Source organism: Arthrobacter gyeryongensis (genome assembly GCF_039543785.1).
GTDB classification, from domain to species: Bacteria; Actinomycetota; Actinomycetes; order Actinomycetales; family Micrococcaceae; genus Arthrobacter; species Arthrobacter gyeryongensis.
On record NZ_BAABKK010000024.1, the window covers coordinates 286,274 to 313,199 of the forward strand.

Here is a 26,926-nt window from a genome sequence, read left to right on the forward strand (position 1 = left end):
CCGGCCCTCGGATTCCTGCCCATGACCGCAGTGAACTTCGCCGTCGCGATGGGCATCCCGCGGCTCATCGGCAGCTTGCCGGGATCCATTTCGCTCGTGGCCGGCATCCTGATCACTCTTGCCGGGATGTCCTGGCTCAGCCGAGTCGGTGTCGACTCCGCATACCTGACCGGGGTTGCCCTGCCGATGGTCCTCATCGGCGCGGGACAGGGTCTCGCGTTTGCGCCCCTGACCTCGTTCGGCATCATAGGTGCCCCCGCGTCCGACGCCGGCGCGGCATCCGGCCTGGTGAACACCTTCCACCAAGTCGGCACCTGCCTTGGACTTGGCATCGCAGTCGCTGCGGCAGCGACGGTACCGACCACGAGTTCCGCCGTCGCGCACCTGGCCGCCCAGGTCAGCGCCGACCTCACGACGGGCAGCATTCTCCTGCTCCTCGCCCTGGCCGTTACAGCGGCCCTCATCCTGCCCGCAGACGTGGCCGCCCGCCGCGCAGTAACACTCCGTGAAGTTGTGCCGGCGCCGCAGCTCGAAACCGCCCGCTGAATATCCGGACCGCCCATTTCAAAGGGGGGTACTGACGTGCACTCCCACATCCCCGCACATCTGAATACCGTGAAAGGCATGGACATGGAACTTACTCTCAACAACGGCGTCACAATGCCAGCCCTGGGCCTGGGCGTCTTTCAAAGCGCCCCGGAGCAAACGACGGCGGCAGTCGAGGCCGCGCTGGCCACCGGCTACCGGCACATCGACACTGCCGCCGCGTACGGCAACGAGCGGGAAGTCGGCGAAGGCATCCGCCGCTCGGGCCTGGATCGGGCGGAGGTCTTCATCGAGACCAAGGTCTGGGTCAGTGACTATGGCTACGACCAGACCCTGCATGCCTGGGACAAGGCGAGGGGCAAGCTCCGCGTCGACTATCTGGACCTGCTCATCCTGCACCAGCCCGCGCCCGACCGGTTCGAGAAAACCATCGCCGCATACAAAGCACTGGAAACCCTGCTCGCCGACGGGCGCGTGCGGGCGATCGGCGTCAGCAACTTCATGCCCCACCACCTGACGCAACTGCTCGGCTCGACCGACGTCGTCCCGGCCGTGAACCAGATCGAACTTCACCCCTACTTCACCCAGCCGGCCGTCCAAGCCGCCGACGCCGAACACGGCATCCTCACCCAGGCCTGGTCGCCGATCGGAGGGATCACCTTCTACCCAGGATGGGGCGGCCAGGAGCGGCGAAACGTCATGGAAGACCCGGCAATCGCCACCATCGCAGGGACTCACGGCAAGAGTCCGGCCCAGGTCATGCTCCGGTGGCACCTGCAGCAAGGCCGCTCAGCCATCCCGAAATCAACCAACCCGGCACGCATCGCCGAGAACTTCGACCTCTTTGACTTCGAACTCAGTGCGGCCGAACTCGCCGCCATCGACGCGCTCGACACCGGCAACCGCAGCGGTCCGGACCCGGACGAAGCCCGCGAGGAACGCTTCGCCATGGTCATCCCCGAAGCCTAGAACAACATGGCTTAGGCTCGAGCGCCTCGAATTCCTCGGGCAGATTCATGTGGACGGGCGGGTGTTCATCATCCTTTTGCCGTGACCGCAGGGCCAATGTCGGTTGCTTTCTGCCCGTCGTCAAGACCATCCTGTCGATGACCCTGCACGATCCTGGAAACGGCTGCCTCGGAGGCCGCCGAGAAGGGGCCGAACCGCCCCTCAAGGGCCCACCGGGTTTCCTCTTCAATGAGATCGGCGTTGATCCGTGCGCCGGCCATGACGCCCTCGGCCGCCGCGGTGATCACTTGGGCCATCACATTGGAGACATTGCCTGCTGCATAAACACCCTGGACGGCCGTCGCACCCGTGGTGTCGGTCTCGACGAACCGCCCGGCCCCCATAGGGTGCATTTGAGTACTTAGCCCGAGTGATTCCAGAAGCGCGGACCTGGCTTCCATCCGTGTACTGACAGCCAGGGCCTGTATGTCGAAGGAGGAGCCCTGGCGGAGCGTGAGGCCCGTGAGGACGCCGTCGACAGCGTCAACGGAGGCCACTGCGCCGTCGACGACTACTACGGACCGGGCGCTGAGCTTGTCCCACTCTTCGTCGGCGGGTTCCACGGTGTCGTTGAGGAAAAGGGTGATGTTCGGGGACCACTGCCTGAACAACAGTGCCTGATGGACGGACATCGGACCCGTACCCAGCACCCCGATCCGTTTCCCGCGGATTTCCCAGCCATGGCAATAGGGGCAGTGCACAACGCCCTTGCCCCATTGCTCCTGCAGTCCGTCGATGGGTGGCAGCCCGTCAGTCAGACCAGTGGTGACCAGGAGGCGCCTGCACGAGAACCGGCGGGCATCTCCGAGCACCACCTCGAATCCATCAGTGGTGCGCTGTGCCGAAACGGCTTCGCCGTCAATGACAGTTCCTCCGTAGGAGAGCACTTCGTTGCGTCCGATCGACAGGAGTTCCCGGGGGTTCATGCCGTCCCGTGAAAGATAACCGTGCACGCCCGCCGCGGGCGCATTGCGTGGCGTTCCGGAATCGATGACCAGCACCGAGCGCAGCGCGCGGCTCAGCGTCGTGGCCGCGCTAAGTCCCGCAGCGCCGCCCCCGATAATCGCGACGTCATACCGTGTGGTGTCCATACTGATTTTCCCTTCATGGTGTCCTGAAAGTCCGCAGCCAGCGTCCTTGGCTTGTTAGACCAGCTTTCATCTAATGCGGGAACTCTGGCAAACCAATTTGCTGTTATGGCAAACTGTGGGTATGACAAATGAGCTTGATGATGTTCTCGGGGCCGTCGGGCCCCGGCTTCGGGCACTCCGTACGGAACGGGATCTCACCCTCGGAGAGGTGTCCTCGGCGTCCGGAGTATCGGTGAGCACCTTGTCCCGGCTGGAATCCGGCCAACGCAGGCCAAACCTGGAAATCCTGCTGCCCCTGGCAAGGTTGTACGGCGTTCCTCTTGATGATCTGGTCGGCGCCCCGCCCACCGGGGATCCGAGGATTCACCTGCGGCCCATCACCCATGGCGGCATGACGGCTGTTCCCCTCACGCGCCGCCCAGGTGGTTTGCAGGCCTTCAAGATGGTGCTCGCCGGTGATGCCCGTGGGTCCGAGCCCGATCCGCGTGTTCACGAAGGCTACGAATGGCTTTACATCCTCAACGGACGGCTGCGGCTGGTGCTGGGCGACAAAGACTTCGAACTCCGCGCTGGCGAAGCCGCGGAATTCGACACCCGCACACCCCACTGGTTCGCCAGCGCCGACGGAAATACCGTCGAATTCATCAGCTTGTTTGGACAGCAGGGCGAGCGGATGCACGTACGCGCCCGCCCAAGGCCCGCATAGATGTCCGGGGGCTACTTCGGACTCGCCTCACGATCGATCTCGCGGCCGTGACCTTCGGCCCTTCAAGCAAGGCGCTGCTACTGCAAGTGTGGAAGCCGACCCCGGAAAGTCCGGGGCGCGAAGGCGGCAGGCATGGACAGCGTAGTCAATACCACCCATGGCCCCGTGCGCGGCAGCGCAGACCACGGCGTGCACTGTTTTCTTGGCATACCCTTCGGGGCGCCCACATAAGGCGGGAACCGGCTCCGCCCGCCTCGGCCGGTCCAGCCTTGGAAGGAAACCCGCGACGCCACTCACTATGGGCCATCGCCCTTCCAACTGGCTCCACCGGAAGGTGCGGGCACAGAGTGGGATACCGCCCTGACCGGCGAGGACTGCCTGAATCTCAATGTCTGGACACCGGATCCAGGCCGAGCGGGCCTCCCGGTCATGGTCTGGATTCAGGGCGGCGGGTTCGAATTCAGCTCCACGGCGGCGTATGACGGCCGGAACTTTGCCCGGGACGGCGTCGTATGCGTGGTGCTTAACTGGCGGGTAGGCGCCGACGGGTTCCTGGACCTCGGCGACGGGCAAGCCAACGTGGGCCTCCTCGATCAGATCGCTGCCCTGGAGTGGACCCGCGCGAACATCGCAGCTTTCGGCGGTGATCCCGGCAACGTCACTGTCTTCGGCGAGTCAGCCGGTGCAATGAGCATCGGCGTCCTTCTTTCGATGCCCCGAGCCGAGGGGTTGTTCCGGAGGGCCATCCTGCAGAGCGGGGCAGCCCACCACGCGCTATCCTCCGAGACCACCCAACGAATCGGCGGGTTCCTCGCCGAGAAACTGGGAGTCCCGCCAACCCGGAAGGCCCTGGCGGCGGTGCCCGTCCAACGGTTCCTCGCAGCACAGGCGAAGTTGAAGGCGGACCTTATTGCCAATCCGGACCCGGAACGCTGGGGAGCCGACGTGCTCGCCAGCCAGATGCTCTGGCAGCCGACAATCGACGGCGACACGATTCCGCTGCCCCCCATTCAAAGGATCGCCGCCGGCGCTGGATCGATGGCGGATGTGATGGTGGGGACCAACACCGAGGACTGGAAGCTGTTCCTTGCCATCACGGGCGTGATCGGGAAGGTCACGGAGCGGGACCTGGCGGAAAACCGCAGGGTGAACGGCTTCCCGCCCCTGGCCATCTACGGGCTTCCCCCGGAGACCACACTCCGCGAGTATCGCTCCCACTACCCGGACAGTTCACCAGGCGAGCTGCTAGCCGCCGTCGAAACCGACTGGTGGGTAAGGATCCCGGCGATCCGCCTCGCCGACGCCCACGCAATGGCAGCCTCGGCGACTTCGGCGCGGACGTACATGTACGAGTTCGGCTGGGCCGCCCCCGGCCTGGGCGCCGTCCACGCTGTCGAGGTGCCGTTCGTGTTCGACACCCTGGACACGAACTCCAGGCTGTTCGCGCCGCTGCTCGGAACAGACCCGCCCCAGGAACTGGCCGACGCCATGCACGCCGCCTGGGTTTCTTTCGCCACCACCGGCGATCCCGGCTGGCCCGGCTACGAGCCAGAACGCAGGACCACCATGGTCTTCAACACAGGTCCGCGCCTCGTCTTCGACCCCCGCGCCTGGGAGCGCGAACTGTGGAAGGGTTCCCGCTAAGACTCGTCGAAGTGGCTCACTTGGGCGCGATGCATCCGCTTGGCCGCGGACGGTGGCAAGACCTACTGCGGAGCTATCTCCGGGGCGGCCGGCTTGGCTTGGGGGTTGGCCGCGGGACTCATTCCATGGAGTTTGTGGGCCCTCAGGCTGTGCGTACTTGCCCGGTGGTGATGGGCGACGGCCTGAAGCCCTTGACCGCCATCCACACGCCCAGCGACAACTCCCAAACGAAGATCGGCAAGGTTGCGAGTCCCGACCACACCGAGATCCCCTGGTTGATACCGAACATCGTTGAGATCGTCGACGAAAGCAGCAGCGGGCCGCCGATCAGTCCAAGCAGAGGAATGACGCGCGGCACGAGCCCCGAACGGTACATCAGGTACCCGAGCAACAGCCCGCTCACCCCCGGAACCAGGCTCGGCCCGAGAATGAACGTCCAGTCGCGGACCGCCACGAACGCCTGGCCCACGGGAACCAAGGCAGGGTCCGCTCCGCCGTGCTGGCGCAGAGTGACCACAGCCAGGAGGCTGACGACGCCGATCACGATGACCGCGGCTTCAAACATCCGGGCGGTGACGAAGCCGAGCGCGATGCCCTCGTTCTGCCGTTTGACAACAGGAAACAGTGCGACGGCGGTGCCCACGGCGGAAACCGCATTGACGAGATCGAGGAAGCAGCCGAAGATGACGGTCGAGTCGGCGCCGGGGCCCGTGATGTAGTGCGGATCGTTCAGTACGGGGGAAATCAGGAACAGTGCCGGGATCGAACTGACGAAGGTGACCAGGTACAGGATGCCTGCGACCATCGCGGTCTTCCGCAGCGGGTCCATCCGGACACGCTCAGTTGTCGGGGTCGGGGTTGTGGTTTTCATGGTGTGGTCCTTCTTGGGGATGAAGATACGGGTGTTCGGCGCCGGTAGCTCAGTGTTCGACGCCGGCCGGCTGGGTTGCGTGGCCCCGGCTGGGTTGACTGCCAAGAGCGGCAGCGCCAGGTCCCGGAGCTTTTGCAGCAGACCGTGGAGCGCGGCTTGGTCGGCGTTCCGGGTGCGGATGACGGTGGTTCCGTCGCGTTCGTTGGTGAGGCTCAGCCCTTCGAACCAAGCGGCCCAGCGGGAATCAAGATGGCCTTCGACGCGGACCTCGTACTCGACCGGCGCGTCCCGGCCTTCCGATCTCGCGTTCATCGCCCCTCCTTCTGCCTTAGTGGATTTCAGCCGCCTTTGCGGATGACTTCCTTGATGCCTTGAAGGTAGAAGGAGATGTGGTGAGCAGGGATCACCACATCTGGTGATTGTTGTGGTGATCTTTTCGGAAGAAGTGCCGGGCGAACCGCCCGCCTGGATTAGCGCTCGTCGCGGCTCCGCGACAAGAGACCCAGCTCTTCGGCCCGGCGCACGGCCGAGCGGCGGTTGTTCGCGCCGAGCTTGGCATAGATGTTCTTGGTGTGTGTCCGGAGGGTGTTGAGGGAGACGAGCAACTCGCGCGCGATGTCCGGGCCGTCCAGCTCCGAGGAAAGAAGCCGAAGCACTTGCAGCTCGCGTTCACTCAGGGGCTCGACTAAGCGTTGCGGTGCCGGGGTGCTGCGGTCTCGGGTACTACGCGTCTTTGTCCGGGACGACTCCAAGAGCCGGTTTACGTAGTCCGAGGCGCTCCCCTGCTTCTTGAGCGCTTCCAGCAAGTTGGCCATAGCCTCACCCTCATCGACGAACCACGAAACGTAGCCCTCTGGTTCGGCGAGCGCTACCGCGCGTTGCAGCGCTGCCAGCGCCCCGCCGTCGTCCGCTTCTTTTTGGTGGGCAAGTGCCATAAGAACCAGAAGTTCGACGACGGTCCCCGTCCTGCCACCTTCTTCCGCGGCCCGAAGGAGACGGTCAAGCAGGGCGGTGGCCTGTCCTACAGAGTCCTCCGACGGCCCTGCCTTGTGCTGTGCGAGGAGTGCCCTGGCCAAGGTGATGTGTTCGAACTCTTTCAGGTAGGAGAGCTCATCTTCGGCGGAAATGCCGCGCTCACGCGCCCAGCGTAGAGCGTCGGACGTCCTTCCGTGCGAGATCCACATCCGCGCCCGCATGGCCGCGACCGGATGTACCTCCGGAAAGAAGTCGCCGACGTAGAGGCGCTCCGCTTCGGCGAGTTGCTCGAGCGCGCCGCCCACTTCCCCTTCTGCTTGGAGGACCTGGGCCATCGCGACCCGGGAGCGATACGGGTTTTGGGGCAGCCCGGCATCTTCGCCGAGCTTCTGGCTGGTCAGCAGGTGCTGCCTTGCGGCTTCAAGTTCGCCGCGTTCAAGAAGGAGCATGCCCATTCCTACGTGCATGTCGGCGGTTCCGCGGAGCATTTGCGCAGGGTGCCTGCCCGCGATTTTGAGACCCCGCTCATAGATGGCCATTGCGTCGCCGAGCCGGCCTTGGGTAATCCGGATGTCGGCCAGGGCGATTGAGCAACCGAGCATGTCCGAGTGGTGCCCGGCCCGTTCGAGGTTGGAATAGGAATCGGACCAAAGTCCGTACGCTACGCCCAGTTCGCCGTTCGTCCAGTGGCCGATCGCCAACAGCCCGGATGCCGCTCCGCGCTCGAGATGATCGTCTTTCCCGACCAGGCCGAGCGCGGTAGTCGCGTGCGTCATTGCCCCGGCGGTGTCCCCGACTGCGAGCGCCTGCGCTGCACGGTAGATCGCGATCGAACCGGTGAGGTTCCCGTCGTCGCCGCCTTCCGCCGTCGTACTTACCCACTGCTCGGCCTCCTTAAGGCGGGCGTCGACGCCAGTGAGCTCGCCGCTTGCGAGGAGCGCCCCGGCGTAGGCAACGCCCAGCCCGGGCCGCGCTTGTATCAGCTCGCCGGGGAGCGCTTGGAGCCAGCGGCTCAGCGTGGCTTCCTGGCGGTCCTTGCGCATGGCGGGGATCGCGAGCTCGATCAGGTCCGCGGTCCGTTCGAAGTCCTTGCCGGCCATTGAGTGGTGGATAGCTTCCGGGATGTTGCCGTTACGTTCGTGCCAGAGGCTTGCGCGCTTATGCAGTTCGCTAATGCGGACCGGCTGCTCGTCCATCAGTCGCGCCCGTAGCACGTCGGCGAAGAGGTGGTGATAGCGGTACCACCAGCGGCGGTCGTCGAGCGGCACCACGAACAGGTTCCCTCGATCGATCGACTCGAGCATTGCTTTTCCGGTGTTTTGCCCGGTCACGGCGTCGCAAAGCGGACCGTTGAGCCGGTTCAGGATGGAGGTCTGCAGCAGGAAGTTCCGGACGTCGTCGTTCTGGCGCTGGAGTACCTCTTCCGCGAGGTAATCGAAAATGTAGCGGTCATCGCCTGCGAAGCCCGCGATGAAGCCGGCGACGTCCTCCCTTCCCTGCATCGAGAGCGCCGCCAATTGGAGCGCGGCGATCCAGCCCTCGGCCCGGCCTTCGAGGGCGGCAATCTCCTGCGCGGTGAGACTCAGTCCCATCACGCCGTTGAAGTAGGCCGCAGCTTCCTCCGGGGTGAAGCGGAGATCCGCGGCACGGATCTCAAGGAGCCTGCCGCGTGATCGGAGTCGCGGGAGCGGCAAAGCTGGATCTGCGCGGCTCGCGATGACCAGTTGTAGCTGCGCGGGCAGGTTCTCGACGAGAAAGGCCAGACCTTCCTGCACGTCCTGATTCTCCATGACGTGGTAGTCGTCGAGCACCAAAATAAATCTGTCCGTGACGGCCTGCAACTCGTTGATCAGGGTGGTCAGGAAGGCATCAATGCCTGGTTGCGGGGATCGGAGTGTTGCGAGCGCCTTCGCGCCGAGACCGTTCGATGCCTTATCCAGCGCAGCTACAAGGTAGGTCCAGAACAGCGTGGGATCGTTGTCCCGCTGGTCGAGCGAGAGCCAGGCGACCGATCGGCCATGGGCGGTTGCTTCTGCCAGCCATTCGGTCAGCACCGTCGTTTTCCCGAAGCCGGCGGGCGCTGAGACGAGGATCAGCGTTTGCTCGTCGGCCTGGGTCAGACGGTCGCTGAGCCTGGGGCGCCTCACGAGACCGCGTCGTGGCCCGGGGACGTGCAGTTTGGTCTCAAGCAACGGACCTGCCATCACGGACCTCCCTCGACAGCCGGTCACCTTGCCTCTGCCCGGGTGATCCCAGTGTAGTGGCGGTGAGGCTTCGGACTTCTGCTCCTACCAGGTGTCAGGTACCGCCGCAGCGCGTCAAGGTGGCGAATCGGTTACCGGGGATGTGTCCAACGGGGTCCATTCCACGGGTCGTGATTCCGCTCCTAGTAATCCAGGGGGTCAGCCGACGATGCCATCGGCTCGCGGCGGCATCGACTGACCGTGGGGTGCTTCAGTATCCGGTTCCGGGGACTTATTCCTCTACTTCCCCGTGGACCATCCCGGTAGGCTCAGCCCATGGAGAATTCAGAGTCGAGTCCCGATACCGAAGTACTCAGCGTCCATGAGTGCTGGAAGTACCTCCGTTCCGCCTCCGTCGCCAGGGTTGCCGTGGTCAGTGGCGACAGCGCGGAGATCTTTCCCGTCAATTTCCTGCCTGACGAGGGAACCGTGATATTCCGGACCGGACCGGGCACCAAACTGGACGCAGTCCTGGCCGGGCAAAAGATCACCTTGGAGGCCGACGGTTTCAATACCTATGGGACCATCGCTTGGAGCGTCATCGTCAAAGGTCATGCCGAGATCGTCACGAAAGCCGACGACCTTCAGGAGTCAGCAGCAATGGAACTGTCTCCGTGGGAACCTGGCACTAAAGACCATCTGGTCCGGGTCACGCCCGCGGAATTGAGCGGCCGAAGGTTCGTGATCAACGCACCTTCCCAATGACGGGCCCACAGGATTCCTCACCACTGATCCAGCCGCCCCGTCCCATCCTTGACCGCAATGCGAACTCCGAAGCGGGAGTAAGGGACCAAAGACTCTGGGATCCATTCCCCGTGCTTCGCATTCTGGAAGGGTCAAGCCGGTTCGGGCTTGACAAGATTCCAGGACAAGGAGGTCAGGAATGTCGGACTTAATTAGGTGGTTCGATAACCGTCGCTCACCCATTGAGATGATCGAACGGCTTTTCGAAGGTGATGTGGCAGCATCCGGGATCCGGGTCGAACAATTGGTTGAAGGCACTACCCTGGTCGTTCGCGCAGAACTGCCGGGGATCGATCCGGAGAAAGATGTTGAAATCACGCTTGGGGACGGGTTCCTTGAAATAAAGGCTGAGCGGCAAGAGAAGACGGAACAAAAGGACAAGGGCAGCTACCGCTCGGAATTTCGTTACGGCTCCTTTGTCCGCAGGCTGCCTCTGCCGGACACCGTCCAACGGGACGACGTCTCCGCTTCGTACAAGGACGGTGTCCTCGAAGTGAGGGCTCCGATTCCGGAAAGGGTGCAACCCTCCTCCGCGCACAAAATCCCGATAACACGCGAGTAAGACACACGGTCCGGCCGCCCGGCCGGACCGTGCCTCTCCCGGTACGGGCCATGGACCGGGCCGTGACTTTCGGCCCTACAATCCGGAATCGCAACAGGTCACGCTAGCGGGGTACGGAATCACCCTTATCGCGGAGAGGAAAGTCATGGGCGGGGAAGCATCCAGGGCGAGGATCGTTGTTGGTGTTGATGGATCGGAAGCCTCCTTAGAGGCACTGAGGCAGGCCCAGAGCCTTGCGGTGCCGTTGGGAGCGCAAATTGAGGCCGTTGCCTATTGGGAGTTCCCTCAGGTCTATGGCGGATACGTGGCCATGGGCATCGACGACTTCGAGGAAGGCGCCGGACAGGTCCTCAAAGAATCCTTGGCGAAGGTGTTCGGTCCGGAATTGCCGGACAACGTCGTCTCCCGCGTTGTCCGCGGTCACGCACGGGAATCCCTTATTGAAGCTAGCCGGGAAGCCGACATGATCGTTCTCGGCCGGCGTGGCCACGGAGGATTTGGCGGGCTGTTGCTCGGATCGGTGAGTTCTGCCTGCGTTGCCCATGCCCACTGCCCGGTCCTTGTTGTCCATGCTCCGGAAGAGAGCTGAACGATGCGGACGGCGGAGAGAGGAGAGGAGAATCCAATGTCGCTTCCCAACATGGACCCCGGCCGCTTTGACGGTGCCCGGCATATCACGGAGGAGCTTAGCGAGGAGCGGTGTTGGGAGCTGTTGTGCTCACAAGACACAGGCCGCTTCGGCTTCAACTACAAGAACCGAGTGATGATCCTGCCCGTCAGCTACCTCGTCCACGACCGGGCGATCTACTTCCGCACCTCTGCTGCCGGGACCATCGCCGACGCCGTACCTCGCCTGAGTTCATCGTTCGAGATTGATGGGGCACGGCCCGACCGAAGCGAAGGGTGGTCGGTCCTTGTCAGTGGTCCTTCCTCGCACGTGGAGGAGCCTGCGCTGTTGACCTACCTTTGGGGACAGGTAATGGAAGAGCCCTGGGCAGGCGGGGCAAGGAATGACTTCATCCGGATCCACGCGGCGGTAGTGACTGGCCGCCACGTGCACCTAGCCTGAGTCCGGGTCCGGGTCCGGGCGTCGACGGCGCTCGGCTCCGTGAGCAGGAAGGAACCCCGCGCGCTATGTGCTGTTCTTGACCCGGCGTACGCGGGTAATGATCGTCGGACAGGGCAACTGGGAAAGAACGGCATGGGCAGTTGAGCCCAATAGGAGGCGTTTGAAACTTCCACGCCCTCGACTGCCGAGTACCAGCAACTGTGAATTCGACGCAGCTTCAACCAAAGCAGCTGCCGGATCCTTGCCAGTCTCCAGAAGTTGATGAACCACAAGGTCAGGATAATCCTCTGCCAAACCGGCCACCGTTTCCGAAAGTGTGACCCGTTCTTCTTCCAGCATTTGCTCGGCTAAGCTGCCCTCCGACCGTGCCAATTTCACCCTGGGCCGGAACGCGCGGAAAGCGTGTAGCACCGTCAACTCCTGCCCTTCACGGTCTGCTTCCGCGGCTGCGAATGCCACCGCTTGCGTCGACTCCTCCGAACCATCCACCCCGACGAGAACCCCCTGACGGTTGGTCACCCCGCCGTCTCCGACCACGGCCACAGGGCACAGCGCTACCGCAACGATCTGCAGCGCCCGGTCGGTGAGCCGACCTCCGGGCCTGACACGCGTGCCGGAACCAATAACTAAGAGCGACGCCTTCTTGGACCGCTTGCGGAGGGCATACCCGGCGCTCCCTGAGATCAATAGTGTTTGGACATCAACACCAGGTTCCACGCCGGCGGCGTGGGCTTTTGCCTTGCCCAAGAGCTCTTTCGCCGACTTCTTGGCCATCTCGTTGTAAGCAAGGGACTGTGACATCCACCGGTCGTCCACCGCGTGCACGAGGTCCACGGGCAACTTCATTGCCGCGGCCCGGTGCATCGCCCAGGCCACAGCGGCCTCGTTCGCGCCGGAATCGTCAACACCGACAACTATTGGTACCTTCATGGCACATCCGATCTTCGCTGAGGTTGTCTCCGGCCGGTGCCCGGCCGTTGCACGTTCAGTGTCCGTCCGCTCGCCCTCGGCTGTTAGGGCCGGAAGTCCTGCAGGCTCATCCGAGCCACGCCGCTACCCCATCTCCGCCGACCCCATGGACGGGGAAGAGCTCGGACGCCGTCGGATCGCCAGGGAACCCACGCATTTAGATGCCAGGTACGCCCCCGTGCCCATGATGGTGAACCCGATGATTCCCAAAGCCGGGGCGCGGGCCGCGACACCGGTCAGCAGGACAAGGCATCCGGCCAGTGCGGTGAAGATGCCGGACGCCAGGCGCCTCCCGGTAGCCGGCAGGGTCATCGACCTCATCTTTGCCGCGAACTTCGGGTCATCGTGTTCCAGTTCCTGGGCGATCTTTTCCAGGGTCTTCTTTTCATATTCAGAGAGAGCCATCATTGGCCTCCTTTGCCGGCGTGGGTGGAAATTCGGGTGCTAGAGCGGGTTATCGAGCGGGACTGCTTCGAGATGCTCGGGGACCCTGGCGTTCCAGCCGAGTTCGCGTTTGATGCGGCGGCGCAAGGCATCTGAGGCGTCGGGTTCGCCGTGGGTGATATAGGTCATTTGCGGTGCCTGGTTTGCCGTGTGCATCCAACGGATGATTTCGTCGGCGTCGGCGTGCGCGGAGAATCCCTCAAGGTGTATCACCTCGGCCTGGATGGGGACGTCCTGCCCGTAGATTCTGAGTTCCTTCGCCCCGGCGGCAAGATCGGCGCCGCGTGTTCCACCGGCCTGGTAGCCACTGAGGACGATGGCGTTTTTCGGATCCGGACCATAGGCCTCAAGGTGGTGAAGGATCCGTCCCCCCGTGAGCATGCCACTCGCGGAGATGATGATCATGGGCCCTCCCCTCAGGTTGAGAAGTTTGGAATCGTCGGCGGTACGCGTCATGGTGGCCAGCTTGTACATGTCTTCGAACTCGTCCACGAGGAGGCGGTGTTCGCCCGGGTGCTGCCGGTACATGTAGGACGCGTCGATGGCCATGGGGCTGTTCAGATAGATCGGAATGTCCGGAATGAGGCGTTTGCGGCGGAGCCGGGAGAGATGGAGCATGAGGGTTTCTGCGCGACCGACGGCGAACGCGGCGATCATGACGACTCCCCCGCGTTTGGCAACCCGGGACACGACCGCGCCAAGCTCAGCGGCCGGATCCTGATCCGGGTGGCGCCGGTTGCCGTACGTAGATTCAGTGACAAGGATGTCCGTGTCCTCCAAGTCCCGGGGAGGGAACATGAGCGGATCGTCGGCACGGCCCAGGTCTCCCGTGAAGTGTATGGAATGCCCATCGACGTTTACGTGGATCTGGGCGGCACCGAGGATGTGTCCGGCCGGGAGGAAGGTGGCCTCGATGCCATCTCCAACTTCAACCGGAGCATCAAAATCCTGCGGCTCGAATGAGTTCAAGGACCTGACCGCGTCGGCCGCGGTGTAGACCGGAAGCGCGGGAACATGCAACGAGGAGCCCCGATGATCGGCGTAGCGGGCTTCCTCTTCTTGGAGGTGGCCGCTGTCCGGTAGCAGTAGCTTGCATAGTTCACTGGTCCCGTGAGTGGCGTAAACCGGCCCGGTGAAGCCGTCGCGCACAAGCGCGGGAACGTATCCGGTGTGGTCCAGATGGGCGTGGGTGAGCAGCACCGCGTCGATGGAACCAGGGGCAACGGGAAACGGAATCCTGTTTCGGTCGCGGACACGTTTGAAGCCTTGGAAAAGGCCGCAGTCGACAAGGATCCGCGTGTCCCGGGATTCGAGGAGATAGCGGGACCCTGTAACAGTGTCGGTCGCGCCAAAAAACCGCAGGCGCGCCGGGTGATCGCTGTTCATGCTGGTCTCCTCGAGATTGGCAGTGCCGGGCATCCGGCGGTTGCCGGATGCCCGTTCCGGATTTGCGCGGCTAAGGGGCCGGCATCACGTGGTGATGACGGTATTCCTCGGTGCTGGGCTTGATCGCCAAGGCCGTGACGACCAGCGCGACCGCGCCCGGAATCCACGCACTCCAGGCGGCCCCCGTCATGGAGGTGAAGCTTCCAATCCATGGCGCAAGGAGGAGGACCACAGCGAACGCGGCTTGCGCCCATTCGGCAGCCGGCATCCCCGGCATGGCCAGGTTGGTGACCCCGGCGGCGACCAGCAGGACGCCGAGGATGACCATAAACGCTGTGGACGATCCACCTTGACTTGTCCACAGCACCGAGAGCGCGGCATAGGCGCCGGCGGCGATGACCGTCCAGTCCTGCCAACGGGTCCACTTCTTCATCTAGATTGTGCTCCTTTGATCGGTTTGGGTATTTCTGATGGCCGCCCCGGCTGCGCCGGGACGGGGCTCGGGGTGCCTGGTGGCTTCGGGCTCGTGGACGACGAGAACGGGACAATAGGCATGCGCGACGCAGGCCGCGCTGACCGAACCAAGCAGCAGGCCTTTGAATCCGCCGTGGCCGCGCCGTCCGACGACCAGCAAAGACGCGAACCTGCTGGCGTCGACGAGCGACTGCCGGGCGGCGCCGAGGACGAGCCTGGTCCGGACGTTCCGGGGAAGTTCTGGGCCGAAGGCCCGTGTCATAGCGTCATGGAGTATCTCGGATGCCTGGTGGCTGAATCCATCCCGCCCCATCATTTCGTAGGCCTCATGACCCACGGGGAAGTCCCAACAGGTCCAGGCCTCGACGTTTGATCCCAGTGCCGATGCGAGGCGGTGCGCTTGGCGCAGGGCCTCGACGGAGGCATCCGAGCCGTCGACGCCGACGATGATCTTGTCGTGCCCGGTTCGCTTGGCCATGGGGTTCCTTCCCGTTCCCGCGGTTTCTCTAAGAATGGGCAGAAAGTGGCGCCGCCAAACAGGGCCGAAAGTCATGGCCCCGGCTTAGGTCCTTCGGCCCTTGTTTGCCGCCGGCGGGCAATGAACAATGACATAGCCGGGAAAGCATGACGAACCGGCGGGACAGCGGCCACGGGCTGCCGGACAGGAGGATCATGGAACGCCCACTATCGCCCCAAAGCGACGCCCGGGTCCTTGGCGCGCCGCCAATCCGCGTCTATGTCCTTGACGATCATGAGCTTGTCCGCCGGGGGCTGCAGGAACTACTGGAAAGCGAAGGCTTTGTGGTGGTGGGCATGTCCGGTTCCGCGGAGGAAGCGACCCGGCGCATTCCCGCTTTGCGCCCGGACGTATCAGTCCTGGACGCCCGGCTGCCCGATGGCACCGGCATCGAAGTTTGCCGTGAAGTGCGCTCCGTCGATCCCACGCTGAATTGCCTGATTCTGACCAGTTACGACGACGAACAAGCCTTGCGGGGAGCCGTCCTTGCCGGCGCGGCGGGGTACGTCCTGAAGGAAATCGGCGGCACCGACCTGATAGGTGCGCTGCGCCAGGCCGCGCGAGGCGAGTCCTTGTTTGATGCTTCAGTAAAGGCCAAAATCATCCAGGGACTCACGGAACCGCAGCGCGTGGATCCCAGGGTAGCCTCACTGACACCCCAGGAGAGGCGGGTCTTGGATCTCGTCGGACAAGGCCTGACAAACCGGCAAATCGGGGAACTAATGCAGCTCGCCGAAAAAACCGTGAAGAACTATGTGTCCTCGATGTTGGCAAAGCTCGGATTCGAACGCCGCACCCAGGCAGCCGTCTATGTTGCCCATGGAACAGAGACGCCGAGAGGACCGGTTCGCTGACCCACCGGCGGACGTAATCTCGGCGGACGGCAATTTCAGCAGACCGGCACCGACCACACCACGGTAGTGCCCTTCGTCGGGGCGCTGGTCACCTCAAACGAACCACGCAACTCCGATGCCCGCTGTTCCATGTTCACCAGACCGTTTCCGGGGACGGCATCCCTGAAGCCCTTACCGTCGTCTTCGATGATCAAGGTCAGCATGCCGTCTTCCACCGACACTGAAACGCTGATTGCCTGCGCCTCCGAATGACGGACCGCATTGCTGAGGCCTTCGGAGATGACCGCCAGCGCGTTGGTGACTGTTCCGTCGTCGAGCACCGAATCGACGTCCCCGTTGAGCGTCAGGTGGGGGGCGAAGGGCAGGGACCTGGTGGCAGTGCGGACAGTCTGCAGTATCCGGCTGCTCAGCAACTCCTGCTCCCCGGAAGAACGCAACGAGTAGATGGTGTTCCGGAGGTCCCGGATGGTCTCATCCAGCTCCGCCGTGACCGCATCGATCCGGGTCAGGGCAGGTTCACCGGTCGTGAACCGCCGCAAGCTCTGGATGCTGAGTCCGGCAGCGAAAAGGCGTTGGATGACGAGGTCGTGCAGGTCCCGGGCAATGCGGTCCCGGTCCGAGAAAACCACCAACTGTTCACGGAGCCGGTGAATCCGGTCAAGCTCCAGGCCCAAGGCCACGTGCGAGCCAAAGACGGCGCCCATCTCCACATCCGTCTTCGCGAACGGCCCCGTTCCGGGGGCTCGAACCAGAAACAGGAGCCCATGATGGGCACCCTGGGCGCTGAGATCGATCGCCAGGAGCTTTCCGATGGACAAACCGTCGGCCGGTCCAAGGATGTCTCCGGCCTCGTCCATGCAGGCTGGCGTCCCGGTGGCGGCGACTGACCTTATGACGGCGGAATCCATGGGCAGGATGGTCCCCGCGAAATTTGCGCTGCCCGTCCCGGCGGCCCCCGCGACGCCGTACGAACCCACGCCCCCGTCCGGAACGAGGATCAGGGCAAGCTGGGATTCCGATTCCCGGAGCGCCCTATCCGCAATCAGGTCGAGCCCGACATGTTCCGGCTCCGCCGCCCGGTCATCACCGAGCATCCGGCCGGTCACATCCATGCACGCCTCAAGCCACGATGCCCGACGGCGGGCGTCCTCATAGAGCCGGGCATTCTCGATGGCCACGCCGGCAGCAGCAGCCAAGGCCACGGCAAGATCCTCGTCCTCCGGGGTGAAATCCCCACCGCCCTCCTTCTCCGTCAGGTACAGATTTCCGAAGACGACGTCTCGGACCCGCACCGGGACACCAAGGAAAGACTTCATCGGTGGATGGTTTTCAGGGAATCCGTAAGACTTCGGATGTTGGTGTAAATCATGAAGGCGGAGAGGCGCCGGTTCGCTGATCAGCAGGCCGAGGACCCCGTGTCCGGTGGGCAGCGGGCCGATGCGCCGCGCGAGGTCCTCGTCGATGCCGACCGTAACGAAGTGGCTCAATGACTTGTTTTCGCCGATGACGCCCAAGGCGCCGTAGCGGGCATGCAGTAGCCGGCACGCGGACTTGACCACCCGGTCCAGAACGGCTTCCAGGCTCAAGTCTTCGGCGACGGCCACCACCGCTTCCAGAAGTCCCCTCATCTGTTCCTGGGCATCCAGGAGTTCTCCGGCCCTGGCCAAAAAGTCCCTCAGCAGGTCTTCGATCCGGGTTCCCGTGACATGAACGCGATCAGGCCGCACAGGATCTGGAAGAGAGCCGTTCATTTACTGCCTTTCGAGCGGTGCAGCCCACACGGGGCAGGTACCCGTGTCGTGGCAGCTGGCGTATCCGATGCCAGACTACTCCCGAGTCGCGTGTTCGCCCAGACGTCCGTAAGGCGAGGGTCTTTGTGCCCTGTTTCCAGCCCACGCCCGGGCGTAGCCTCTGCGACATGACGAACAAACCATCAACCCCGGAGCCGGAGGTCCTGCAACCTCAACAATGCTGGGAGCTCATGCGCGGCGTCTCAGTGGGACGCCTCGCCGTGTGGGTAGTAGACCATCCGGACATCTTCCCGATCAACTACAAGGTTGACCATGGCACCCTCGTTTTCCGGACCGGAGAAGGAACCAAGCTCCACTCGGCCCTGGGCGAAACACCGGTTGCGCTGGAGGCCGACGGCGTCAGCCCGGACACCGGGGTGGCGTGGAGCGTGGTCGTGAAAGGTCATGCTGTTGCCATCAAGCTGACCCAGGAGGTGCTCGATACGGTCGGGCTGCTGCTTTTCCCCTGGCAAGCGGGCCGCAAAGACCACTTCGTCCGCATCGTCCCGACATCGATTACGGGGCGCCGCTTCACCGTGACCCCTCCCCTGACGTGGTGGAGTCCCCTGGATGACGCAACCCGCGCCGGCCTCGAATGACGGGGTCGCCCGGCGGGTCTAAAGCCCCTAACGACGGCGGACAGCCACCGGTAGCGTCGGGGTCATGAACCCCCAATCAACGGATGCGATCGAAAGACTGAGTCCTGACGAATGCTTTGAGTTGCTTGGCCAAGCAACCGTTGGCAGGCTAGCCGTTATTGTCGAGGACCATCCGGACATTTTCCCCGTGAACTACGTCGTGGACCACGGATCCATCGTCTTCCGCACAGGCATCGGCACTAAATTCTGGAACACGATGCGCCATCCCTGCGCGCTCGAAATCGATGGTTTTGATGCGGGCACCGGGAAGGCTTGGAGCGTCGTCGCCAGAGGGCAGGCGCACCTCATCGTCGACCTGCAGGAAAAGGCCGCAGCCGATGCCCTCCACCTGGATCCCTGGCAGCCGGGCAGCAAGAGCCACTATCTGCGTTTGAGCTTGGATGCTCTCACTGGTCGACGGTTCAAGACCGCCCGGCCCGATATCTGGAACACTCCCCCGTGGGATGCCCGCTCCGAGCTGTTCCACTGACTTTGCTGCCGGCGTCGCCGACGGTACCTCTTGCCATACTTTGATGGAGCATCATGAAAGCACTCGTCTACGGCGGACCCGGACAAAAGTCCTGGACGGACGTCCCGGATCCCCACATCGTCAACCCCACCGACGCGATCGTCCGCATCGATACCACCACAATCTGCGGCCAACATCGGCGTGCACGGAAAATCCGTTGAACTGCGGCTCCAGGACCTCTGGATCCGCAACATCAACATCAGCATGGGCCTCGTCAACACCAACACGACGCCGATGCTCCTCCGGCTGGTGGCCCAGCACAAGATCCCCGCCGAGAAATTCGCGACCCACCACTTCACCCTGGCGCAGATCATCGACGCCTACGACACCTTCTCCAGGGCGGCTGAAACACACGCACTGAAGGTCATTCTCAGCCGGGAATCCCACCACGAGGCAACCCGCAACACCTTCATTTCAACCTCCCTGACGTTCCTTCCCTGAGGAGGCACACCCAAGCGGGCGGCTCCCATGGCCTTGATCCTTCGTTTTCCCCTTGTGGCCTCCACGCTCCTCGCTGGAGCGTGCGTCGGGGTACTGCTGGGCCTCGGTCAAATGCCAGCGGCACAAGCAACAGCGACTATCTATGCACTGGCCGTGGCCGCGTACCGGACCGTGTCCATGATCAGGGATCTCTTCCGGGGACGGTGGGGCATCGACTTGTTGGCAGTGACGGCCATCGCCAGCACCCTCGTGGTCGGGGAATACCTTGCCTCCCTCATCATCGTCCTCATGCTCACGGGAGGAGACGCCCTGGAGGAATTTGCCCACGGCCGGGCTACTCACGAGCTGAAAGCCCTCCTGGAGCGGGCTCCCCGGACTGCGCACCGCGAGACCCCGGGCAACCCTGTGGAAGAGGTTCCCGTGGGGAGCATCCGTTCGGGAGACACACTGTTGGTCAAACCGTCCGAAATCGTCCCGGTAGACGGTCTCTTGCTCTCCCCCGCCGGGACTTTCGATGAATCCTCCCTGACTGGCGAAAGCCTGCCGGTCGAGCACGGCAAGGGCGACACCCTCATGAGTGGGTCAGTCAACGGCGAAGAAGCCGTTCGCATGGTTGCAAGCGCCACCGCTGCAGACTCCCAGTACAGCCGGATCGTGGCCCTTGTCCAAGAGGCCGCGGCGAGCCGCGCCCCCACCGTCAGGCTTGCGGACCGATACGCCGTTCCCTTCACGATATTCGCCTTCCTGCTGGCCGGAATCGCTTGGTACTTCAGTCACGATCCAGAACGGTTTGCCCAGGTGCTCGTCGTTGCGACACCGTGTCCCTTGTTGATCGCAGCACCTGTGGCGTTCCTTGCCGGCACCAGCCGGGCAGCCCACGCGGGGATCATCATCAAGAATGCCGGTACCCTCGAACAACTCGCCCGCGTCAGGACGGCGGTCTTCGACAAGACCGGGACACTCACGCGCGGCCGCCCCGCCCTGCACGCGATACAGGTTTCCGCGACCGCCGCGCAAGGCATGTCAGCCGATCGGATACTGCAACTCGCAGCGTCCGCTGAACAGTCTTCCTCGCATGTGCTGGCAGCCTCCGTGATTGATGCCGCACGGTCCCGCGGCCTCCTTCTGTTGCCCGTCGCCAGCGCCAACGAGCACGCGACCCAGGGTGTCACGGCTGTCTGCGGAAGCCAGACTGTGATGGTGGGCAAAGCTGCCTTCGTCGGCCCAGCCACAAGCGGCTTCGAGAAGGCAGATGTGGCCAGCGGACAGCTTGGGATCTCCGTCGGCGTGGACGGGCGTTTCGCCGGCACGCTCATCATGAGCGACCCTTTGCGGGAAAACGCGGTGGCCACCCTGGCCGAGCTGGGACGCCTCGGCGTGCGGGAAACCATGCTCCTGACCGGTGACACCCGTTCCACCGCGTCACATATCGCGGCCGAAGCCGGGATAACCCGGGTCCTGGCCGATTGCCTGCCTGCCGACAAGGTGGCCGCCGTCGCCGAATTGAACGATCGCCCGGTCCTGATGGTCGGTGATGGAGTCAACGACGCACCCGTCCTCGCCGCGTCCGACGTCGGTGTAGCAATGGGTGCCCGGGGAGCAACCGCGGCCAGCGAATCGGCAGACGTCGTCATCATGCTCGATGACCTATCCAAGGTGGCCGCTGCCGTTGACATCGGCCGGCACACCATCCACATCGCCCGCACCAGCATCTGGACAGGCATTCTCCTCAGCGTGGGGTTGATGGCCGCGGCAGCATACGGCTTCGTCCCGGCGGTGGCCGGGGCCCTCCTGCAGGAGTTGGTGGATCTCGCGACGATCCTGAATGCGCTCCGGGCCTTGGGGCACAGCCGAAAGCCGGGGGTCGATTCGACGGGGCGTGTTCCCCTTGACCGGCTCCGAAAATTGGACCGTGACTTTCGGCCCTAGCCTGTCGGCCGCCCGCCCGACAGGGTGGAGCAATGAACACAGAACCATCGTCGAATCGGATCATTGTGGGTGTGGACGGCTCCGAGTACTCGTCGGCAGCCTTGCGATGGGCCGGGCGGATGACTGAAAGGCTGGACATGCCGCTGGAAGCCATCACTTGTGTCGGCATACCGGACCTCTTTTTCTCTTCGCGCATGGAGCAAGGGATCAGCAAATTCACCGGCGAATTGGAAGAATCCGCGAAGCAATTGGTAGAACAAGCACTGGACCGGGCTTTTGACGCCAATAGACCAGAGCACCTGAGCATCACGGTCAAGTTCGGAGCACCGGCCAAAATCCTTGTCGAGGAGAGCCGGAACGCCCAGCTCCTCATCGTTGGCCGCCACGGGGAGGGCGGGTTCCTGGGCCAGGCCATCGGTTCGGTGAGCCGGGCATGCGCGGCTCACTCACAGTGCCCGGTGCTGCTGGTGGGTCAAGAGGTTGAAAACACTTGATGGCGCGGCACGCCTGGCGGCTATGTTTGTAAGGCGGGGCGGGTTATCAGCGTCGGGCACTGGACATTGAGCAGCACATGCTGAGCCACGGAGCCGACGAGCACGCGGGCACCGCCTCTTCCTTTGCAGCCCATGACCAGCAGCCGTGCACGTGTACTGGCGTCCAGGAGCGCTTCGGCCGGCGCGCGCTCAAGGTCCAGGATCTTGAGTATGACCAAACCCGGGTGCCGCCCCTCCAGGCCGTGGACCGATTTGGACAACAGTGCGTGCCCATCGAGTCCAGGTTCTGCAGGCCCGGTCCCGCCCCCCGATCTCCCGGACGGGGCAGGATCGCGGCCGCTACCGGCATGGACGATGACGAGTTCTTGTCCCATTCGCTGCGCCTCGTCAGCTGCACACTCGACGGCGAGTTCGGCGTCCCAGGAACCATCGACACCAACCACCACGCCGGATGACTCGCGCGTTAAGGGGGCTGGCACAATCGCGACGGCGCAATGGCTGATGACCGCGATCTGAAAGCTGACCGAACCAAATCCTTCGCCGTGGTTGCCGGGGCGTCTATCGGTTCCCACGACGACCATTTCCGCGTCCGCAGAAAGCTTGCGCATAGTCTCGGCGGGCTCTCCGGAACTCAGTGTCGTCACTACCTCCAGGGAGGGAAACCGTGCGGTGACCCGTGCTGTCTCGCCTTTCAGCAGGTCCTTTGCTTGTGCAGTCGCGCCGTCGTGGAGGGCCTTCTCCGGGAACGCCCAAGGTTCCGGAACGGCATGGACGAGGTTGAGCTGAAGACCAAGATCACGGGCCCGTTCGGCAGCCCAGTCCGCGGCAGCACTGCCGACGACGGACCCATCGACACCAACGAGGATCTTTGTCTTCACGAGCGCACGTGCCTTCCTGGAACCAGCAGCAATCTCTTCCCAGTTTCGTCGGCTGCATCGTTGACCTGCAAGGGCCGTAAGACCCTCCCCGCGAGCGCAATTTCCAGGTTATGTTCCTCGAGGGGTATCGCGTTCGGTGGTCGGGTGCCGCGTGGTCTTCGTGAAAGGACGTCAGTGTGCTGATCCTCGTATTGAATCCAGGTTCCTCATCCTTGAAGTACCAGCTACGGCGCCTCGGACCATCCGACGCCGCTCCTGGGATCCTGCTGGAACGGGCCATCGACCCGCAAGAGGGCAGGCTGGATTCCGTCCTCCTTGGCAACGTGTTCGACGAGGTCGACGCGGCAATCCGGGACATTACGGGCAGGGATCGCCCTGACGCAATCGGGCTCAGGGTGGTCCACGGCGGGGATCGCTTCAGTTCTCCGGTCGGTGTTAACCAGACCGTCATGGATGCCATTCAGGAACTAGGCGAGTTTGCGCCGCTCCACAACGCGGCAAGCGTGGCGTGCATGCGTGCCGCGGCCGCCCGTTGGCCGCGCACGCCCCAGGTAGCCGTTTTCGACACGGCCTTTCACCGCACAATTCCCGACCATGCCTCCCGCTACGCCGTTCCGGAGGAGCTATATACGAAATACGGGATCAAGCGCTACGGCTTCCACGGGATCTCCGTCGAGATGGTTTGCCGCGATACGGGGACGTACCTCGGTGTCCCGCCGGGCTCCTTGAATGCGGTGGTGGCGCATCTTGGCAATGGCGCCTCGGTTACCGCTGTACGGGAGGGCCGCAGCGTCGACACGTCGATGGGCATGACCCCTCTGGAGGGGTTGGTCATGGGCACACGCTCCGGTGATCTGGATCCGTCCATTGTCACGCTGCTGCAGCGCCGCGGCCTCGGAGCGGACGAGGTCGACGAGCTCCTCAACCATCGGGCAGGCCTGCTTGGCCTGGCCGGATCAGCCGACATGCGCGCAATCCAAGACGCCGCGCGGCACGGGGACACCCGTGCGATCCTCGCTTCGGACATGGCCGCCTACCGGCTGGCCAAGTACATCGCCGCTTACAACATGGTGGTCGGCGGGGCTGCGGCCTTGGTCCTTACCGGGGGCATCGGCGAACATTCCAGCCGGTTCAGATCCCACGTTATCTCGCGGCTCGAGCCCCTCGGCCTCTTCATCGACGAAGTCAGGAACCGCTCCGCCGAAACCGGCGTCCGCGTCATCAGCACCGACGCATCGGCTTTTCCGGTCCTGGTGGTCCCGAGCGACGAGGAACGGGCCATCGCCGAGGCGACAGCCGCCGTCGTGCTTTCGGACGAATCAGCGATTTGAAGCCTCAACGAAGAGTGACTGATGGACGCCGTGGCACAATCCCGGCAACCGGCGCGCTGAAGCGGGCGGCGCGGCGGGAGATATGGTGGGTATCCGGCCGACGGCGGACAGGCGTCGGAAGCTCCGGCAGCTGCTGCGCGGCCCGGGCGAAGAACCATTGCTTGGCGAATTCCACCAGGACCATGTAGACAACGATCATTCCCAGTAGTGACAGGAAGAACGGCACCGGCAATGGATCGAAGCCCAGCAGGCCCGCCATTGGAGACAGCGGCAGGAAGATCCCCGCGGCCACCACGCCCAAGGATGCACTCAACAGTCCAAGCGAGGGACGGCTTCGCAGGAACGGAACCCGTCGGGTCCGGATGGCGAAAATGATGAGGGTCTGCGTGGCGATGGATTCGATGAACCAGCCTGCCCGGAACTCCCCCGGGACGGCGTTGAAGACGAAAAGCATGAGCGCGAAGGTCGCAAAGTCGAAGATTGAGCTGATTGGCCCGAAAAGGAACATGAAGCGCCGGATGAAGGCGATGTTCCAGTGCGAGGGCGCCAGCAGCTGTTCCTTGTCCACGCGGTCGCCGGGGATGGCCAACTGGCCGCTGTCGTAGAGCAGGTTGTTGAGCAGGATCTGCCCCGGCAGCATAGGCAGGAAGCTCAGCACCACCGACGCCGTGGCGGCGCTGAACATGTTTCCGAAGTTACTGGACGTTCCCATCAGCACGTATTTGATGGTGTTCGCGAAGATCCTCCGACCCTCCATCACGCCCTCGGCCAGGACGCCAAGGTCCTTTTCCAAAAGCACTATGTCGGCGGCGTCTTTGGCGACGTCCGTGGCGCTGTCCACGGAGATCCCGATGTCGGCTTTGTGAAGGGCCAGGGCGTCGTTCACGCCGTCGCCCATGAAACCGACTGCTCCGCCGCTCTGGCGCAGCAGGGTGATGATCCGCGCCTTCTGCTCGGGCGAGACGCGGGCAAAGATGGTGGCTTCCGTGGCGGCGGCGGCCAGCTCGGTGTCGGACAATACGTCGACGTCCGCGCCGGTGAGGGTTCCGCCGGAAATAATGCCGAGTTCGGAGCATACTTTTTCGGCGACTTTGGCGTTGTCCCCAGTGGCGATCTTGACGGAGATGCCCAGCGTGGCCAATTGTTCCAGGGACGCTTTCGCGTTTGCCTTGGGCCGGTCGAGGAAGACGAGGAAGCCGGCCAGGACGAGGTCCCTTTCGTCAGCAGGCGTGATGTTGCTCATCCCCGTGGCTGGGCGGGTAGCCACCGCGACGACGCGCGATCCGGCGTCGAATTGTTCGTCCAGCATGGCCTGCACGTTGGGCGAAGTCGGCCCGCAGAGAGCGAGCACGTCCTCAGGGGAACCCTTGGTGACCAGGCGTGTTGGGCCGCCGGCTTCCCGCACCAGCACGCTGGTGCGGCGGCGTTGATGGTCGAAGTCGATCAGGTCGAGTCGCTCAAAGTGCGCCGGATCAAAGGCGGCGGCCCCGGTGCTTTCCCACAGTGCGGCATCCAGCGGGTTCTGCCCGGCAGTGGATTGCTTGGCCTCGGAGTAGTCGGTTTCGGTGGCCAGCAGACCCAAGGTGAGGAGTTCGGCGTCGGACACTTCCGGGGAGGCGGGCAGCGCGCCGGTGAAGCTGATGCGCCCCTCGGTGAGGGTGCCGGTCTTGTCGGTAACCAGGATGTCCATGTCGCCCAGGTCCTCGATGCAGACCAGTCGTTTGACCAGGACTTTGCGGCGGGCCAGCTGGCGGGTGCCGGTAGCGAGGCTGGTGCTCACGACGGCGGGCAGCAGCTGCGGTGTGATGCCGACGGCAATTGCCAGGGAGAAGAGCAGCGACTCGATCAGCGGGCGGTGCAGCAGCAGGTTCGCGATGAAGATCAGCGTGGTGAGCCCGATAGCCACCTGCAAAAGCAGGAACGAGAACCGCTTCAGCCCAAGCTGGAACTCGGTCTGGGGCTGCCGTTCTCCCAGGCCCAGCGCGATACGGCCGAATTCGGCGCGGGCCCCGGTGGCTACGACGACGCCGGTGCAGCCGCCGGACTGGATGACGGTTCCCATGAAGACGCAGGATGCGAGGTCGCCCAGGGACGACCCGGGCGCCACCGGGGCCGGATCCTTCCCGGCTGGCAGGGACTCCCCCGTCAGGATGCTCTCGTCGCAGAGGAGGTTCTTGGTGCCCAGGAGGCGGATATCGGCGGGGATAATGGCGCCCAGGCTCAGGTGTACGACGTCGCCCGGCACCAGAGCGGTGACGTCCACTTCCTGCGTGGTTCCGTCGCGCAGCACGACGGCGCGGTGGGTTACCCGGGAATGCAAGGCTTCGGAGGCTCGTTCGGCGCGGAATTCATTGGTGAAGCCCAAACCCACGCTGACCAGGAGGATCACGCCGATCACGATCGAATTCGTGGCATCGCCCAGGAAGAGGGAAAGCCCTGCCGTGATGATCAGCAGGATGAGGATGGGGCTGGCGAACTGCCGGCCCAATACCGCCCAACCGTTGGCCCGGTGCGTCCGAACGGCGTTCGGGCCGAGTTCTGCAAGGCGTTCCGCGGCTTCTTTGTTTGTCAGGCCGGCTGGGCTGGAGCCCAGATGTTCGAGCACTTGCTCCGGAGAAAGGCATGCGGCCTCGTTGATCGGCAGCCGCATGCGGTGCCGCTCCTTGACGTTGAGATCTGACATGCCGTATCCGTTCGAATGCGTTGCCTGAGGGAGTCGCCCTTGGGATAAGGGTAAGGCTTGGGAAGGGCGGACGAGTGCCGTGGGTTGGGTTGTGTCGAGCGGTTGGAAAT

General features: G+C 63.8%; 25 protein-coding genes and 2 pseudogenes. 16 read left to right on the forward strand and 11 right to left on the reverse strand.

Features of this window, described 5'->3' with window-relative positions; all coding sequences use genetic code 11:
• Window positions 1-21 precede the first annotated feature (21 nt).
• The gene (locus tag ABEA18_RS17130) at window positions 22-546 is read left to right on the forward strand and encodes an MFS transporter (protein WP_345451205.1); all 525 of its coding nucleotides are present in this window, start codon (window positions 22-24) and stop codon (window positions 544-546) included.
• A gap of 84 nt (window positions 547-630) precedes the next feature.
• Entirely contained in the window at window positions 631-1,515 is an 885-nt protein-coding gene (locus ABEA18_RS17135) for an aldo/keto reductase (protein ID WP_345451057.1), read from the forward strand.
• A 68-nt stretch (window positions 1,516-1,583) separates the two neighbouring features.
• Here the strand turns inward: ABEA18_RS17135 and ABEA18_RS17140 are convergent, their stop codons facing one another.
• Window positions 1,584-2,645, reverse strand: a complete 1,062-nt coding sequence (locus ABEA18_RS17140) for an NAD(P)/FAD-dependent oxidoreductase (protein WP_345451059.1) — start codon at window positions 2,643-2,645, stop codon at window positions 1,584-1,586.
• A gap of 121 nt (window positions 2,646-2,766) precedes the next feature.
• Here ABEA18_RS17140 and ABEA18_RS17145 point away from each other — a divergent pair, with 121 nt between their 5' ends.
• Together ABEA18_RS17145 and ABEA18_RS17150 are read left to right on the forward strand one after the other, a co-directional pair.
• A complete protein-coding gene (locus ABEA18_RS17145) occupies window positions 2,767-3,351 on the forward strand; it encodes a helix-turn-helix domain-containing protein (RefSeq protein ID WP_345451061.1) in 585 nt (194 codons plus the stop codon).
• A gap of 294 nt (window positions 3,352-3,645) precedes the next feature.
• Window positions 3,646-4,995, forward strand: a pseudogene (locus ABEA18_RS17150) (carboxylesterase/lipase family protein); the annotation flags it as partial.
• Window positions 4,996-5,137: 142 nt separating this feature from the next.
• Here ABEA18_RS17150 and ABEA18_RS17155 read toward each other — a convergent pair.
• Together ABEA18_RS17155 and ABEA18_RS17160 are read right to left on the reverse strand one after the other, a co-directional pair.
• The gene (locus ABEA18_RS17155; RefSeq protein WP_345451063.1) at window positions 5,138-6,178 is read right to left on the reverse strand and encodes a DUF4386 domain-containing protein; all 1,041 of its coding nucleotides are present in this window, start codon (window positions 6,176-6,178) and stop codon (window positions 5,138-5,140) included.
• 158 nt (window positions 6,179-6,336) lie between these two features.
• Window positions 6,337-9,045 (reverse strand): winged helix-turn-helix domain-containing protein, encoded by a 2,709-nt coding sequence (locus ABEA18_RS17160; protein ID WP_345451065.1) that lies wholly within the window; start codon window positions 9,043-9,045, stop codon window positions 6,337-6,339.
• A gap of 315 nt (window positions 9,046-9,360) precedes the next feature.
• Between ABEA18_RS17160 and ABEA18_RS17165 the strand changes: the two genes are divergently transcribed.
• The 4 genes from ABEA18_RS17165 (at window position 9,361) to ABEA18_RS17180 (ending at window position 11,459) form a co-directional block, all read left to right on the forward strand.
• Window positions 9,361-9,789 (forward strand): pyridoxamine 5'-phosphate oxidase family protein, encoded by a 429-nt coding sequence (locus tag ABEA18_RS17165; protein ID WP_345451067.1) that lies wholly within the window; start codon window positions 9,361-9,363, stop codon window positions 9,787-9,789.
• A 178-nt stretch (window positions 9,790-9,967) separates the two neighbouring features.
• Window positions 9,968-10,390 (forward strand): Hsp20/alpha crystallin family protein, encoded by a 423-nt coding sequence (locus ABEA18_RS17170; RefSeq protein WP_345451069.1) that lies wholly within the window; start codon window positions 9,968-9,970, stop codon window positions 10,388-10,390.
• A gap of 145 nt (window positions 10,391-10,535) precedes the next feature.
• The gene (locus tag ABEA18_RS17175; RefSeq protein ID WP_345451071.1) at window positions 10,536-10,979 is read left to right on the forward strand and encodes a universal stress protein; all 444 of its coding nucleotides are present in this window, start codon (window positions 10,536-10,538) and stop codon (window positions 10,977-10,979) included.
• Between the two features lie 36 nt (window positions 10,980-11,015).
• On the forward strand, window positions 11,016-11,459 hold the full coding sequence (locus ABEA18_RS17180; protein WP_345451073.1) for a pyridoxamine 5'-phosphate oxidase family protein: 444 nt from the start codon (window positions 11,016-11,018) through the stop codon (window positions 11,457-11,459).
• Between the two features lie 63 nt (window positions 11,460-11,522).
• Here the strand turns inward: ABEA18_RS17180 and ABEA18_RS17185 are convergent, their stop codons facing one another.
• The 5 genes from ABEA18_RS17185 to ABEA18_RS17205 form a co-directional block, all read right to left on the reverse strand.
• A complete protein-coding gene (locus ABEA18_RS17185) occupies window positions 11,523-12,389 on the reverse strand; it encodes a universal stress protein (RefSeq protein WP_345451075.1) in 867 nt (288 codons plus the stop codon).
• Between the two features lie 123 nt (window positions 12,390-12,512).
• Window positions 12,513-12,833, reverse strand: a complete 321-nt coding sequence (locus ABEA18_RS17190) for a DUF3040 domain-containing protein (protein ID WP_345451077.1) — start codon at window positions 12,831-12,833, stop codon at window positions 12,513-12,515.
• Between the two features lie 39 nt (window positions 12,834-12,872).
• Window positions 12,873-14,258, reverse strand: a complete 1,386-nt coding sequence (locus tag ABEA18_RS17195; protein WP_345451079.1) for an MBL fold metallo-hydrolase RNA specificity domain-containing protein — start codon at window positions 14,256-14,258, stop codon at window positions 12,873-12,875.
• Between the two features lie 70 nt (window positions 14,259-14,328).
• On the reverse strand, window positions 14,329-14,691 hold the full coding sequence (locus ABEA18_RS17200) for an SPW repeat domain-containing protein (protein ID WP_345451080.1): 363 nt from the start codon (window positions 14,689-14,691) through the stop codon (window positions 14,329-14,331).
• Window positions 14,692-15,210 (reverse strand): universal stress protein, encoded by a 519-nt coding sequence (locus ABEA18_RS17205; RefSeq protein ID WP_345451082.1) that lies wholly within the window; start codon window positions 15,208-15,210, stop codon window positions 14,692-14,694.
• 194 nt (window positions 15,211-15,404) lie between these two features.
• Between ABEA18_RS17205 and ABEA18_RS17210 the strand changes: the two genes are divergently transcribed.
• Window positions 15,405-16,103 (forward strand): response regulator, encoded by a 699-nt coding sequence (locus tag ABEA18_RS17210; RefSeq protein ID WP_345451084.1) that lies wholly within the window; start codon window positions 15,405-15,407, stop codon window positions 16,101-16,103.
• A 35-nt stretch (window positions 16,104-16,138) separates the two neighbouring features.
• On the opposite strand, the gene ABEA18_RS17215 is transcribed toward ABEA18_RS17210, so the two are convergent.
• Window positions 16,139-17,854, reverse strand: a complete 1,716-nt coding sequence (locus tag ABEA18_RS17215) for a GAF domain-containing sensor histidine kinase (protein WP_345451086.1) — start codon at window positions 17,852-17,854, stop codon at window positions 16,139-16,141.
• A gap of 167 nt (window positions 17,855-18,021) precedes the next feature.
• On the opposite strand from ABEA18_RS17215, the gene ABEA18_RS17220 reads away from it, so the two are divergent.
• The 6 genes and pseudogenes from ABEA18_RS17220 (at window position 18,022) to ABEA18_RS17245 (ending at window position 21,924) form a co-directional block, all read left to right on the forward strand.
• Window positions 18,022-18,492 (forward strand): pyridoxamine 5'-phosphate oxidase family protein, encoded by a 471-nt coding sequence (locus tag ABEA18_RS17220; RefSeq protein WP_345451088.1) that lies wholly within the window; start codon window positions 18,022-18,024, stop codon window positions 18,490-18,492.
• 64 nt (window positions 18,493-18,556) lie between these two features.
• The gene (locus ABEA18_RS17225; RefSeq protein ID WP_345451091.1) at window positions 18,557-19,021 is read left to right on the forward strand and encodes a pyridoxamine 5'-phosphate oxidase family protein; all 465 of its coding nucleotides are present in this window, start codon (window positions 18,557-18,559) and stop codon (window positions 19,019-19,021) included.
• 53 nt (window positions 19,022-19,074) lie between these two features.
• Window positions 19,075-19,221 carry a hypothetical protein gene (locus tag ABEA18_RS17230; RefSeq protein ID WP_345451093.1) on the forward strand — a complete coding sequence of 49 codons (147 nt, stop codon included), beginning with the start codon at window positions 19,075-19,077 and terminating at the stop codon, window positions 19,219-19,221.
• Window positions 19,175-19,501, forward strand: a pseudogene (locus ABEA18_RS17235) (hypothetical protein); the annotation flags it as partial. The gene ABEA18_RS17230 and the pseudogene ABEA18_RS17235, both read left to right, overlap by 47 nt.
• Window positions 19,502-19,528: 27 nt before the next feature.
• On the forward strand, window positions 19,529-21,430 hold the full coding sequence (locus ABEA18_RS17240) for a heavy metal translocating P-type ATPase (protein ID WP_345451095.1): 1,902 nt from the start codon (window positions 19,529-19,531) through the stop codon (window positions 21,428-21,430).
• Between the two features lie 32 nt (window positions 21,431-21,462).
• Entirely contained in the window at window positions 21,463-21,924 is a 462-nt protein-coding gene (locus tag ABEA18_RS17245) for a universal stress protein (RefSeq protein WP_345451097.1), read from the forward strand.
• A 20-nt stretch (window positions 21,925-21,944) separates the two neighbouring features.
• Here ABEA18_RS17245 and ABEA18_RS17250 read toward each other — a convergent pair whose 3' ends face one another.
• Window positions 21,945-22,802: a universal stress protein gene (locus ABEA18_RS17250; RefSeq protein ID WP_345451099.1), complete on the reverse strand. Its 858-nt coding sequence runs from the start codon at window positions 22,800-22,802 to the stop codon at window positions 21,945-21,947.
• A 176-nt stretch (window positions 22,803-22,978) separates the two neighbouring features.
• On the opposite strand from ABEA18_RS17250, the gene ABEA18_RS17255 reads away from it, so the two are divergent.
• Entirely contained in the window at window positions 22,979-24,133 is a 1,155-nt protein-coding gene (locus ABEA18_RS17255; RefSeq protein ID WP_345451101.1) for an acetate/propionate family kinase, read from the forward strand.
• A 4-nt stretch (window positions 24,134-24,137) separates the two neighbouring features.
• On the opposite strand, the gene mgtA is transcribed toward ABEA18_RS17255, so the two are convergent.
• Window positions 24,138-26,816, reverse strand: coding sequence for a magnesium-translocating P-type ATPase (gene mgtA / locus ABEA18_RS17260; protein WP_345451103.1), 2,679 nt, complete (start codon window positions 26,814-26,816; stop codon window positions 24,138-24,140).
• Between the last annotated feature and the right edge of the window lie 110 nt (window positions 26,817-26,926).

Coding starts and splice junctions, on each gene's coding strand:
- ABEA18_RS17130 (WP_345451205.1), top strand. CDS start 22: ATGACCGCAGTGAACTTCGCCGTCGCGATGGGCATCCCGCGGCTCATC.
- ABEA18_RS17135 (WP_345451057.1), top strand. CDS start 631: ATGGAACTTACTCTCAACAACGGCGTCACAATGCCAGCCCTGGGCCTG.
- ABEA18_RS17140 (WP_345451059.1), bottom strand. CDS start 2,645: ATGGACACCACACGGTATGACGTCGCGATTATCGGGGGCGGCGCTGCG.
- ABEA18_RS17145 (WP_345451061.1), top strand. CDS start 2,767: ATGACAAATGAGCTTGATGATGTTCTCGGGGCCGTCGGGCCCCGGCTT.
- ABEA18_RS17155 (WP_345451063.1), bottom strand. CDS start 6,178: ATGAACGCGAGATCGGAAGGCCGGGACGCGCCGGTCGAGTACGAGGTC.
- ABEA18_RS17160 (WP_345451065.1), bottom strand. CDS start 9,045: ATGGCAGGTCCGTTGCTTGAGACCAAACTGCACGTCCCCGGGCCACGA.
- ABEA18_RS17165 (WP_345451067.1), top strand. CDS start 9,361: ATGGAGAATTCAGAGTCGAGTCCCGATACCGAAGTACTCAGCGTCCAT.
- ABEA18_RS17170 (WP_345451069.1), top strand. CDS start 9,968: ATGTCGGACTTAATTAGGTGGTTCGATAACCGTCGCTCACCCATTGAG.
- ABEA18_RS17175 (WP_345451071.1), top strand. CDS start 10,536: ATGGGCGGGGAAGCATCCAGGGCGAGGATCGTTGTTGGTGTTGATGGA.
- ABEA18_RS17180 (WP_345451073.1), top strand. CDS start 11,016: ATGTCGCTTCCCAACATGGACCCCGGCCGCTTTGACGGTGCCCGGCAT.
- ABEA18_RS17185 (WP_345451075.1), bottom strand. CDS start 12,389: ATGAAGGTACCAATAGTTGTCGGTGTTGACGATTCCGGCGCGAACGAG.
- ABEA18_RS17190 (WP_345451077.1), bottom strand. CDS start 12,833: ATGGCTCTCTCTGAATATGAAAAGAAGACCCTGGAAAAGATCGCCCAG.
- ABEA18_RS17195 (WP_345451079.1), bottom strand. CDS start 14,258: ATGAACAGCGATCACCCGGCGCGCCTGCGGTTTTTTGGCGCGACCGAC.
- ABEA18_RS17200 (WP_345451080.1), bottom strand. CDS start 14,691: ATGAAGAAGTGGACCCGTTGGCAGGACTGGACGGTCATCGCCGCCGGC.
- ABEA18_RS17205 (WP_345451082.1), bottom strand. CDS start 15,210: ATGGCCAAGCGAACCGGGCACGACAAGATCATCGTCGGCGTCGACGGC.
- ABEA18_RS17210 (WP_345451084.1), top strand. CDS start 15,405: ATGGAACGCCCACTATCGCCCCAAAGCGACGCCCGGGTCCTTGGCGCG.
- ABEA18_RS17215 (WP_345451086.1), bottom strand. CDS start 17,854: ATGAACGGCTCTCTTCCAGATCCTGTGCGGCCTGATCGCGTTCATGTC.
- ABEA18_RS17220 (WP_345451088.1), top strand. CDS start 18,022: ATGACGAACAAACCATCAACCCCGGAGCCGGAGGTCCTGCAACCTCAA.
- ABEA18_RS17225 (WP_345451091.1), top strand. CDS start 18,557: ATGAACCCCCAATCAACGGATGCGATCGAAAGACTGAGTCCTGACGAA.
- ABEA18_RS17230 (WP_345451093.1), top strand. CDS start 19,075: ATGAAAGCACTCGTCTACGGCGGACCCGGACAAAAGTCCTGGACGGAC.
- ABEA18_RS17240 (WP_345451095.1), top strand. CDS start 19,529: ATGGCCTTGATCCTTCGTTTTCCCCTTGTGGCCTCCACGCTCCTCGCT.
- ABEA18_RS17245 (WP_345451097.1), top strand. CDS start 21,463: ATGAACACAGAACCATCGTCGAATCGGATCATTGTGGGTGTGGACGGC.
- mgtA (WP_345451103.1), bottom strand. CDS start 26,816: ATGTCAGATCTCAACGTCAAGGAGCGGCACCGCATGCGGCTGCCGATC.